The organism is Exiguobacterium undae DSM 14481 (assembly GCF_000620805.1).
GTDB lineage: Bacteria > Bacillota > Bacilli > Exiguobacteriales > Exiguobacteriaceae > Exiguobacterium_A > Exiguobacterium_A undae.
Map to the genome: position 1 here is coordinate 1,225,054 of NZ_KK211187.1, position 11,756 is coordinate 1,236,809.

At 49.6% G+C, this 11,756-nt stretch carries 10 protein-coding genes; 9 read left to right on the top strand and 1 reads right to left on the bottom strand.

Annotation, left to right across the window (positions count from 1 at the left end; genetic code table 11):
* The first annotated feature begins 140 nt into the window (after positions 1 to 140).
* Positions 141 to 1,040 carry a DUF4097 family beta strand repeat-containing protein gene (locus tag P397_RS0106830; RefSeq protein WP_026832585.1) on the top strand — a complete coding sequence of 300 codons (900 nt, stop codon included), beginning with the start codon at positions 141 to 143 and terminating at the stop codon, positions 1,038 to 1,040.
* Positions 1,037 to 1,948 carry an FUSC family protein gene (locus tag P397_RS0106835; protein WP_028105996.1) on the top strand — a complete coding sequence of 304 codons (912 nt, stop codon included), beginning with the start codon at positions 1,037 to 1,039 and terminating at the stop codon, positions 1,946 to 1,948. The genes P397_RS0106830 and P397_RS0106835 overlap by 4 nt, the downstream gene beginning before the upstream one ends.
* Before the next feature lie 61 nt (positions 1,949 to 2,009).
* Here the strand turns inward: P397_RS0106835 and P397_RS0106840 are convergent, their stop codons facing one another.
* Positions 2,010 to 3,704 carry an Rqc2 family fibronectin-binding protein gene (locus P397_RS0106840; RefSeq protein ID WP_028105997.1) on the bottom strand — a complete coding sequence of 565 codons (1,695 nt, stop codon included), beginning with the start codon at positions 3,702 to 3,704 and terminating at the stop codon, positions 2,010 to 2,012.
* A gap of 168 nt (positions 3,705 to 3,872) precedes the next feature.
* On the opposite strand from P397_RS0106840, the gene gmk reads away from it, so the two are divergent.
* From gmk to P397_RS0106880, 7 genes are read left to right on the top strand one after another with little or no spacing between them, the layout of a single operon-like run.
* Positions 3,873 to 4,490, top strand: a complete 618-nt coding sequence (gmk, locus tag P397_RS0106845) for a guanylate kinase (RefSeq protein ID WP_174544509.1) — start codon at positions 3,873 to 3,875, stop codon at positions 4,488 to 4,490.
* Between the two features lies 1 nt (position 4,491).
* A complete protein-coding gene (gene rpoZ, locus P397_RS0106850; RefSeq protein WP_012370799.1) occupies positions 4,492 to 4,695 on the top strand; it encodes a DNA-directed RNA polymerase subunit omega in 204 nt (67 codons plus the stop codon).
* A 56-nt stretch (positions 4,696 to 4,751) separates the two neighbouring features.
* Positions 4,752 to 5,942: a bifunctional phosphopantothenoylcysteine decarboxylase/phosphopantothenate--cysteine ligase CoaBC gene (gene coaBC / locus P397_RS0106855; protein WP_028105998.1), complete on the top strand. Its 1,191-nt coding sequence runs from the start codon at positions 4,752 to 4,754 to the stop codon at positions 5,940 to 5,942.
* A complete protein-coding gene (gene priA / locus P397_RS0106860; RefSeq protein ID WP_028105999.1) occupies positions 5,939 to 8,263 on the top strand; it encodes a primosomal protein N' in 2,325 nt (774 codons plus the stop codon). Before coaBC ends, priA begins: the two co-directional genes overlap by 4 nt.
* Positions 8,264 to 8,272: 9 nt before the next feature.
* Positions 8,273 to 9,658, top strand: coding sequence for a methionyl-tRNA formyltransferase (fmt, locus tag P397_RS0106870; RefSeq protein ID WP_081776952.1), 1,386 nt, complete (start codon positions 8,273 to 8,275; stop codon positions 9,656 to 9,658).
* Positions 9,655 to 10,983, top strand: a complete 1,329-nt coding sequence (gene rsmB / locus P397_RS0106875; RefSeq protein WP_028106000.1) for a 16S rRNA (cytosine(967)-C(5))-methyltransferase RsmB — start codon at positions 9,655 to 9,657, stop codon at positions 10,981 to 10,983. Before fmt ends, rsmB begins: the two co-directional genes overlap by 4 nt.
* 36 nt (positions 10,984 to 11,019) lie before the next feature.
* Positions 11,020 to 11,754, top strand: a complete 735-nt coding sequence (locus tag P397_RS0106880; protein WP_028106001.1) for a Stp1/IreP family PP2C-type Ser/Thr phosphatase — start codon at positions 11,020 to 11,022, stop codon at positions 11,752 to 11,754.
* Positions 11,755 to 11,756 lie beyond the last annotated feature (2 nt).

Here is an 11,756-nt window from a genome sequence, read left to right on the forward strand (position 1 = left end):
GGAAGAGGTGTTCGTTTTTTGCTGTGCTCCATCCTCCGCCCGATGGCAATATGTGAACAATTTCGTATGATAAAGAAGGAATGTTGACAGACGAATCCTATATTCGGAATAATGGGAGAGAATTGGATGGAGGTAGACCCATGGATGAGAATACAAGCAGAACGGAACGGAAACGGAAACAATCGTCATTTACACGTCTGAAAGACAAGCGACGGAAGGTGGCGGCATCATTTGACCGGATCGGGACGCGCAAGCCGATCCGCCGTCCGGTCATCGTGTATGGATCGGTCGTCTTGAGCCTTGTCCTGTTATATACGGTGACACTGTTTTTGACGACGGATTCCTTATCGCGGGGTGAATCGTTCAAAACGACGAATCGGTATAAAACGTTACAGGTCGACGCCCCGAACGCGACGGTTAACTTTGTCCGGAGCACGGATGGAAACGTCCAATTGAAGTTGGTCGACAGTGCGTCGAGTCAAAAACGACTGAAGATTGGTACGTCAGGCACTACACTTACGGTCACCGGACGGGATGGATTTGCGGCACGTCTCGGCAATCGTCCGAGTGAAGAACCCGGGGATTATACGATTCAAGTCGGTTTGCCCAGTTATATGAATCAAATTGACGTCGAAGCAGAATCGTTAAAAGGAATGGGCGTCTTTGCCAAAACGATTTCAATGACGGCAGGGACGATGGATTTGAATAAAATCGATGCTGACGACATTTCCTTGACCGGACGGGGAAAAGTCCAGGTGGAAAACATGAATGCCGTTCATGCGGACGTAGTGGGCGAATCGGTTAACTTAGCTGCATACGGAGCTAAACTCAGTCTGAACGTCTCGACAATCGACGGTGCAATCCGTTTGAAACCGGCCAAAGCCGCCGGAACGATTGCCGTCACGACAGAAGGAGACATCAAAGCGGCCGACCGCTACACGAAACAAAAAGAGGACGATGTCGCCTTATTTGAATTGTCGAAACAGGAAAAACCGGAAGTCACCGTGGAAAGTGAAGTCGGGCAGGTGACACTCGAGTGAAACTCCAGTTTCGTGTAGGTCTCCGGACAATCAAAACCGGAATTGCTGTCGCGATTGCCCTCGGTTTTTCGTGGTATGTATTTGGAATTTACTCGGGCATGGGGGCCGTTGCTGCGATCGTAGCGATGCAACCGACGATCCACCGTTCGTTTAAAATCGTCTTTAATCGGATTTTCGGAACGATTCTTGGTTTAGTGTGTGGATTGGCCGTCGTCGCGACGCTCGGCGCCAATCCATTGACGATCGGGCTCGCCGTCATCGTATCGCTTGTGTTTAATTCGATGATCGGACGGACGGACATGTCGACGTTTGCGGCATTTGCCATCGTGCTGATGTTCGAAAGCCCGACAGGCGATTATGCGCATTACGCGCTGACCCGTTCTTTATTGACAGTCGTCGGTGTTTTATCAGCCGTCGCGGTCAACTATATCGTCTTTCCGCCACACTACGAAGACCGTTTGTTGCTGTTCGTTAAAAAGACGACAAAACAATTAATGGAAGATTGGCGCAGCCTGGTCAAGGATGATTCGAAACTACTGGCTGTTCGAAAACAAGTCTTAAAACATGAAGAGATGATCATCATGTTACAAGAAGACCAAAAATATCCTCTGGTCGCAAGTGGTCAAAGTGAGGCCTTCATTCAACTGAAGCAGCTTGTTGACTTGGAAGATAAGTTGTTGTTGTTACTCGAAAGCATCGCCAGTCACCGGGATTTGCCGATGTCGGAAGAACAGGAAAAAGCGTTAGGACAGGAAATCGATTTTCTGCTCAGCCATCATTACGATGTGATTTTTTCACATGAGCGCAACCAACCGATGTTTACGTTCGATCAAGAAATCAGTGAAGTCAAAGACATCATCAACGGTCATCTGCTCGATTACCGTGAACAACTCGAAAAAATGAAATAAACGCCGTCCCAGTTTGCTCTTTTGTGGAAAAAGGCTAAACAGGACGGCGCTTTTTTTGTGTTTAAATGGTCCGAAGCGACTGCACAAGGTCGGCGTCCGGTGTGACATAAAGCGTCGTTTGATCCGTGTAGATGACAAACCCGGGTTTTGCCCCGCTCGGCTTCTTCACATAACGGAGTTCCGTGAAGTCGACCGGGACTTGGCTCGATTCGCGGGCTTTCGAATAATACGCAGCGACGATGGCGGCTTCCTTCAGTGTCGTCTCGTCCGGCTGTTCACTGCGGATGATGACGTGTGAACCGGGGATATCTTTTGTATGCAACCAAGTTTCCGAACGGCGTCCGAATTTAAAAGTCGCATAATCATTTTGCTTGTTGTTTTTTCCGACGAAAAACGGAATGCCTGTCGATGATTGGTAGGCTTCAAGTTTTGGGACAAGCGGTTTCTTTTTCTTTTTACTGCGTTCCCGGACATAGCCTTCTTCGACGAGTTCTTCACGCATTTCCCGGATATCGTCCGGAGAAGCGACATCAAGCTGGGCGAGCAGCCCTTCAAAATAATCAATCTCGAGTTGGTTTTTCTCGAGTTGTTTCGCGACCTCGATTTTCGCGGTCTTCAGTTTGTTGTAGCGTTTGTAGTAACGTTGGGCGTTCTCATTCGGTGAGAAGCGGGGATCGAGGGCAATCGTGATTTCTTTGCCGTCCTCATCGTAGTAGTCGACGACCGTGGCTTCTTTCATGCCGCGTTCTAACTGATAGAGATAGGTCGTCAACAGCTCGCCTTTATGTTTAAGTTCGTCCATCTTTTCCGTGGCAGCGAGATCGCGCTCCAACTTGGAACGTTTGAGAATATTCTTATCGTATTCACTTTTGATGAACCGTTCTAAATCAGCTGCCTGTTGTTTGACCCGGTCCCGGTTGGATTTTTGGTGGAAAAAGGCATCGAGGACATCACCGCTGGATGAGAATGTTTTCTCTTCGACGACGTCTCCATGATGCAAGGCGACGGGAGAGAACCGTTCCTTGCCGTTCGCAAGCCGCTGTAAATAATAAGGTCCCGTCAGTTCACCGAGAACGGACCGGATTGCTTCTGCGAGCGACGACCGGTTCGCAAGTCCCGCCCGGGCAACGATTTCTGCCGTGATTTGCGGTGAAAAACCACTGAACAGACCTAACAATTGACGATCAATTTTTCCGGCGTTCCAGTCGATCCGGTGCAACGTTTGTTCGATATCACCGGTCAATGGATCGACTTTGTCCTGCTCCGGCGGTAACTGGTACTGCAGACCCGGCATGATGGTCCGGAACGTGTTTTGACTGAGCGGGAGATGTTTGATGGCGTCTAAGATTTTATCTTGACCATCCGTCAATAAAATATTGGAGTGACGTCCCATCAGTTCGATGTATAATTTTTTCGCTTCCTCGTCACCGAGCTCATTCCGCGAGCGGACGCGCATCAGAATGACCCGGTCGCGCCCGAGTTGTTCAATCGATTCAATGAACCCGCCTTCAAGATGTTTCCGGAGCATCATACAAAACATCGGCGGTTCGCTTGGGTTACTGGTTGACTCCGACGTCAGATGCAGACGGGCATACATCGCATTGGCCGATGCAAGCAAGGTCACATTTTTTCGATCTGCCCGGACACTGAAAATCAAATCGAGTGCGTACGGTTGATGTATCTTATTGATGCGTGCGCCAACGAGCGGTTGGAGTTCACGGACGACCCGTGTCGTCATTAATCCATCAAAAGCCATGAAATTACCTTCTTTCTTGATTTCGTTTCCACTTTCTAAAGGTAACAGAAACCGCCTTGTTATGGTATGATTAAGCAGTCGAGCTGAAAAAGACCACTTGCGAACTTCCCGTCTCTACTGCTAATATGAAACAATGTGAAGTTTGTTAGATGGAGGGGTTCTGAAGTGATTTTTAAAGAGCGTGGCTTATTACTTGTATTGTCTGGTCCGAGTGGGGTTGGTAAAGGAACGGTTTGCCGTGCCTTACGCGAAGATGAAGACAATGATTTACATTATTCCGTGTCATGTACGACACGCCAACCGCGTGAAGGAGAAGTGGACGGCGTCCATTATTTCTTCAAGACACGTGAAGAATTCGAGGGTATGATCGCCAACAATCAATTGCTGGAATACGCTGAATTCGTAGGGAATTATTATGGAACACCCGTTGATTGGGTCAACAAAATCTTAGATGAAGGAAAAGATGTCATCTTAGAGATTGAAGTACAAGGTGCGATGCAGGTCAAGGAACATTTCCCTGAAGCTGTTTTTCTGTTCTTGGCGCCGCCAAGTCTACAGGAACTTCGTAACCGCCTTGTCGGACGTGGAACGGAGTCAGAAGAAGTCATCAAACAGCGTCTGCTCGTTGCGAAAGAAGAGATCGAAATGATGGATGCCTATGATTACGTCGTCACGAATGATGAAATCCACAAAGCCTGTGACAGAATTCAAGCAATCGTCACCGCAGAACATTGTAGCCGGGAACGCGTCGCGTCCTTGTATAAAAAAGCCATGGAGGTTAAATAACATGTTATATCCATCAGTAGACAAGCTTCAAAAGACGGTCCCTTCGAAATACACAATCGTGACGGTCGCAGCAAAACGTGCACGTCAAATCCAAGACGGGAAACGTGTGAAAGTAGCGAACCCGAAATCATACAAACCAGTCGGAAAAGCGCTCGAAGAACTCTTTTCTGGTGAAGTCGTGGTTACGAACCAACCGCAAGACTAATTTTGAAGCAGCCACTCCTCATTGTGGCTGTTTTTTTCAATAAGGAGGAGTTCATCATGCTAACGAATCGTAAAATCCTATTATGTGTCGGAGGGGGAATCGCCTCGTATAAAGCGGCTGCCTTGGCATCGAAATTGGTTCAGGCAGGCGCGAGTGTTCAGGTCGCGATGACTAAAAATGCGCAACAATTCGTCGGAAAAACGACGTTTGCAGCGTTGACACGGAAACCGGTCTATGATGATGTCTTCATCGAGCATGATGCATCCAAAATTGCACATATCGATTTGGCGGATGAAGCAGATTTGATCGTTGTTGCTCCTGCAACCGCCAATTTGATTGCCAAACTTGCCCACGGCATTGCCGACGACTTCATTACGACGACGATTTTGGCGGCAACCTGTCCGGTCGTCGTAGCCCCGGCAATGAACGTCAATATGCTGGAACATCCGGCAACGGTGCGTAATATGGAACGGCTGATGGCAGACGGAGTCCACTTGATTGCACCAGGCGTCGGGAATTTGGCATGTGGTTGGGTCGGAAAAGGACGGTTGCCGGAACCTGAGGAACTCGTCGAGACATTATCCGGACTTTTTGAAACAAAAAAATTAGCAGATCGTCACGTCTTGATCAGTGCCGGTCCGACCGTTGAACGAATTGATCCCGTCCGTTACTTGACGAATGATTCATCCGGCAAGATGGGCATCGCGCTCGCAGAAGCAGCCCGTGACGCGGGAGCAACTGTGACGCTTGTTCATGGTCCGGTTCGTGGAACATTGCCGGCCGGAGTAACGACGGTTGCCGTCGAGTCTGGCGAAGAGATGCTCGAAGCGATGCTTGCTCACTACGAAAAACAGGATTTGGTCATCATGGCAGCGGCCGTTGCCGACTACCGTCCGACGATCCAATACGACCGGAAACAAAAAAAGATGGATGGACCGTTACGGATTGAGTTGGAAGAGACGACCGATATCCTGCGCACACTTGGGGAACGGAAAAGTAAGCAAATTCTTGTTGGATTTGCGGCAGAAACCGAAAATCTCGAAAGTCATGCCAAGCAAAAGTTGATCCGGAAACAGGCGGACTTCATTGTTGCCAATGATGTATCGCGTCCGGAAATCGGTTTTTCGAGTGACGAAAATCAGGTGACGGTATACGGCAAAGAGGATCAGATTGTTCATTACGATCAACAATCGAAAACCCGGTTGGCGCAAGACTTGATGGCCCAGTTCGCTGAGGCGCTCCGATGATTGCCGAAGTCATCGTCGACGTTGCAGCGGCAACGGTTGACCGACCCTTTGACTATGAAGTGCCGGAGTTATGGCGCGATCTCGTCGTCCCGGGGATGCGTGTCGAGGTACCGTTTGGTCCACGTGCCTTACTTGGTATCGTCGTGGCGGTAAAAGCCGAGACGGAACTCGCCCGGACAAAGCCGATTGTCCGGGTTTTGGATGAGACGCCGACGTATACGGAAGAATTGCTTGAACTGTCCAGTTATCTTTCGGATACGACGCTGTGCTATCAGGCGACAGCGCTGCTCGCGATGTTACCGGCCGCCTTAAAAGTCAGTTATGATAAACTGATTGTGACGGAAACGCCACGATTTTCGAGCTGGCATCAGAAAAAAATCAGTCAGTTTCCAAGTGAGATCCAACAACAGATTTTAGTGGCCGCCCGGCAAGGGGAGTTGCACCTGCAACCGATTGTCAAAGAAAAGAAAACATCAAAAACCGATAAACGGATTCGTTTAGTCGACCCGACGATTGAATTATCGAAACAAGCGACGAAACAACTGCTGTTACGGAATCATTTGATTGAACATCCGACAGTCTTGTGGAGTGAAGTGATGCATGAACTCGATTTAACAGTCAGCATCCTGAACAGTTTGGAGAAAAAAGGGGTCATTGCCGTCGAAACGATTGATGTGAATCGAAATCCATATGAACATCTGGTACAAGATATCTTTGTGCCATCGCGATTGACCGACCAGCAACAAGCTGCCGTCGACGCCATTACAACACCGGACGAAACAAGTACCTTTTTACTCCACGGCGTGACCGGAAGCGGGAAAACGGAAGTCTATCTGGAGTCGATTCACACGATGCTAGAACGTGGGCGCCAAGCGATGTTGCTCGTACCGGAAATAAGTTTGACGCCGATGATGGTCAAACGTTTTAAACGCCGGTTCGGGGAACGGGTCGCCGTTCTTCACAGCGGCTTGTCGTTAGGTGAGAAATACGATGAATGGCGAAAGATCGCTCAAGGGGAAGTCGATGTCGTCGTCGGCGCCCGGTCGGCCATTTTTGCACCGTTGACGAATGTCGGTGTCATCATTTTAGATGAGGAACATGAGACGACATACAAACAAGAAGAAAATCCGCGGTATCACACCCGTGATGTCGCGAGTTGGCGTGCGGCGTACCATCAGTGTCCGGTTGTCCTCGGAAGTGCGACACCGATTCTCGAAACATATGCCCGTGCTCAAAAAGGGGTGTACCGGTATTTGCCGCTGAAAGAACGATTTGGCGGCGAATTGCCGCCGGTCGATATCATCGATATGCGAAAAGAACTGGAACGCGGTAATCGAACACCCTTCAGTCTGCCGCTTATCGAAGGCATCAAACAACGAATCGAACGTGGCGAGCAGACGGTCTTGCTGTTGAATCGTCGTGGTTATACGACATTTGTTCTCTGCCGTGATTGTGGTGAGACGCTTCAATGCCCGCATTGTGCCGTCAATCTGACGTATCATCAACACCAAGATTGTCTGAAGTGTCATTATTGTGGATTTGAAGCAGCCATGCCCAAAACATGTCCGACATGTGAGTCAAAAAAAATTCGTCAGTTCGGGACCGGGACACAAAAAATCGAAGAAGAGTTGGCCCATTTGATTCCGGAAGCAAAAATCATTCGGATGGATCAAGACACGACGTCCCGTAAAGGGGCCCATGAAAAATTATTAAATGCGTTTGAGCGAGGGGAAGGGAATATCCTGCTCGGCACGCAGATGATTGCCAAAGGGCTGGATTTTCCGAACGTCACCTTAGTAGGTGTCATTGCGGCTGATGCAACGCTCGGCATACCGGATTTCCGGGCAAGTGAACGGACGTTTCAGCTGATCACGCAAGTTTCGGGTCGGGCAGGGCGTGGTGCACTCGCGGGACAATCCATCATCCAGACGTATAATCCGGATCATTATGTCATCCAAACGGCCAAACAGCACGACTATGAAACATTTTATCAGCGGGAGATGCAGTTACGGAAACTAGGCGGTCACCCGCCGTTCTGGTTTTTAGGATTGGTGACGATATCGGCGGCCCATCCGCTGGAAGCACAGGCGGAAGCGGAAGCGATCGCCGGCGAACTCCGGCATCTCGAATCAGAAGACTTGATTGTCAACGGACCACTCGAGGCACCGCTCGCCCGGTTAAAGAACATGTACCGGCAACAGGTGATTTTAAAACATAAAGGTCAGGAAGACGTGCGGGAGGCACTCCGTGCGATGCTTGCGTTACGCATCAAACAAAAAGTCCAAGTAACAGTGGATCTAAATCCATTTGTATTCATGTGAGGTGGCAATATGTACAAAGTTATAGAAGTACCAAATGAAGTGTTGCGTCAAACCTGCCAAAAGGTGACGAAGTTTGATAAAAAGTTAGGAAAAATGATTGATCGTATGTTCGATACGATGTACGAATACGATGGTGTCGGACTGGCGGCTCCACAAGTCAATCAGCCGATTCGTGTCGCGGTCGTCCATACGGATGATGAGACGGGACCAATCGAGCTGATCAATCCGGAAATCATCGAAGCAAGTGGTTCACAAATCGATGATGAAGGGTGTCTGAGCATGCCGGGTGTTTTCGGACCCGTCGAACGCTTTGAACAGATTGTCGTGAAATCGCAAGACCGTCTGGGACGAAGTGTCAAAATTAAAGCGAATGGTTTTTTTGCACGGGCCATTCAGCACGAGATGGATCATCTGGACGGCGTGTTATTTACCGATAAGTTAGTGGAAACCGAAGCGTCTCCACGTGTCGTCTTCATGGGGACACCGGATTTCGCCGCCAATACGTTACGAGAAGTCATCGATGCCGGATATGACGTCGTCGGTGTCGTTTCGCAACCCGATAAACCAGTGGGTCGCAAACGTGAAATCAAACCGACACCGGTCAAGGAAGTGGCACTCGCACACGACATTCCGGTGTTGCAACCAACTAAAATCCGCGAAGACTATCAGGATCTGCTTGATTTGAAGCCAGACTTGATCATCACGGCGGCGTACGGACAAATCGTTCCGACAGCCGTCCTTGAGGCACCAAAGTTTGGCGCCATCAATGTCCATGCGTCCTTGTTGCCGAAGTACCGTGGAGGTGCTCCGATTCATCAAGCAATCATCGATGGAGAGACGGAAACCGGCGTCACGATCATGTACATGGTCGATCGCTTGGATGCAGGGGATATGTTATCGAAAATCATCGTCCCGATTGAAGAACAGGATACAGCAGGCACGATGTTCGATAAATTAAGTGCTGCGGGTGCCCGGTTGTTGATCGAAACGTTACCGCAGTTGATTGCCGGTACGTTGACACCGGAAGCACAACAAGAAGACGCCGTCACGTTTTCGCCAAACATCAGCCGGGAACGGGAACGATTGGACTTTTCCCGACCGGGTGAAGACTTATACAACCAAATTCGCGGGATGAATCCATTCCCAAGCGCCTATACGACGCTTGGAAGCGATCGTCTGAAAGTTTATTTTGCTGAAAAAGTACCAGGTAACGGAACCGCTGGAGAAATCATTGCCTTGGAAGCGGATGGACCGGTCATTGCGACCGGTTCCGACGTCGCACTTAAATTAATCGACGTCCAGCCGGCCGGGAAAAAGCGAATGGACGGTGCAACGTTCATGCGTGGTGTCGGACAGACATTGACGATTGGACAGAAAGTAGGCGAACAAGCATGAACGTCAGGGATGCAGCAGTCACAACCTTATTAAAAATTGGACAAGGCGGAGCGTTTTCGACGATTTCCGTTCACCAGATGCTTGAGAAGCGTGCCATCGCGAAAGCGGATGTCGGCTTATATACAGAACTGGTCTACGGCACACTCAGCCGGGAATTGACACTCGACTATATTTTGGAGCCGTTTCTGGCTTCGCAAAAAAAATTGGATCCCTTTATGCGTCCGTTATTGCGGATGAGTGTGTATCAACTGTTTTATCTAGACCGGATTCCGGATCACGCGGTCATCAATGAAGCGGTGGAGATTGCCAAGACCCGCGGCAAACCGCATATCGCCAAAGTCGTCAACGGTGTCTTACGCAATGTGCTTCGAACAGGGAAGCCTGATTTTGCAGCCATTTCTTCGACAGTCAAGCGAATCAGCATCGAAACAAGTCATCCGGTCTGGCTCGTCGAGCGCTGGATCGACCTGTTTGGAGAAGAAGAGACTTGGAAGATCTGTCGTCTGAACAATGAACCGGCTCCTGTCACCGTACGTGTCAATCGGACCCGTGCCGATAGACAAGAGTTGATTCAACTGCTGGAAGAACAAGGAGTGACGGCAAAACCAGCGCATGCAGCACCGGATGGTCTGGAAATCGTCAGTGGAAGTGTCCAACAGACCGACTTACTCGAGCGCGGCTATCTGTCGTTGCAAGATGAAAGTTCAATGCTGGTTGCTGCCGCAGTCGGAGCAGCACCTTCTGACCGGGTTTTGGACAGTTGTGCCGCACCAGGTGGGAAAGCGATGCATATCGCAGAAGGACTGACGACCGGTTCGTTGACGGCACTTGATCTTCATCCGCATAAAGTGAAGTTACTCGAAAAACAAGCAACGCGCTTAGGGTTAGAGACGGTTCAGACGGAAGTGCTCGACGCGCGCCAAGCCGGTACGCGGTTCGAAGCAGCATCGTTTGACCGGATTTTAGTGGATGCACCGTGTTCCGGACTGGGCGTCATTCGCCGGAAGCCGGATATCAAATGGACGAAACGTCCGGAAGATCTCACTCAGCTGCCGGTCATCCAGCGTCAAATCATCGAAGCGGTCCTGCCACTAGTCAAGCCGGGCGGAACGTTTGTCTATTCGACGTGTACGATTGATCCCGTCGAGAATGAACAGCAGACAGAATATATCCTGAGTCAAGGCTATGAGTTTGACGAGACGTTCAAAACGCGGATGCCGGAAGCCGTTCAATCGTTGATCGGCGACCGGGCGGAACTGAAATTGTTACCAACATCATTTGGAACAGATGGATTTTATATCGCTGCCTTTAAGAAAATCGTCTGAAAGAACGAGGATCAAACACGAACAGGGGGACGGGTCATGGAGTTAGCGTATTTGACGACGACGGGAAAGGTCCGCTCAAAAAATGAAGATACCGTCTTGCTCGTCGGCGACGCCCAAAAAGGGTTAGCCGTCGTGGCCGATGGAATGGGCGGGCACGCAGCAGGTGAAACGGCGAGTGCGATTGTACGTCAAATCTTTGATGAAGCCTATGCCGAGATGCCGAGCCGTCCGATTGAATTATCTTCTTGGATTGAGCGATTGGTGAAAGAAGCAAATGCTCAAATCTTACGTTTTTCTCAAGTCGAGAATTTATCCATCGTCGGTACGACGATGGCCTGTGTCTGTTGGTCCGACGACTTGCTTGTCATTGGTCATGTCGGAGACAGCCGGGTCTATGCGATTGAGGAAGGACAGTTGAAACAGCTGACCGACGATCATTCCTATGTCAATATGTTGAAGCAACTGGGTGAATTGTCGGAAGCGGAACTTGAAAACCATCCCCGCCGAAATGTGATCACCCGATCGGTTGGTTCAAACGAATCCGTTGATGTCGACATTCAAGTGCGCGATGCACCTGATTATGAAATTGTTTTAGTATGCAGTGACGGATTGTCGGACGAAGTGCCTCATGACGTCATGCAACGGCTATTGCAAGCAGATGCACCACTTGAAACGATTGTTGAACGATTGGTCCTCGAGGCGAATGAGCGAGGGGGAGCAGACAACATCACGATTGCTGCAATCCGTTTTAAAGAAAGAGAGAGGGTCTGAAT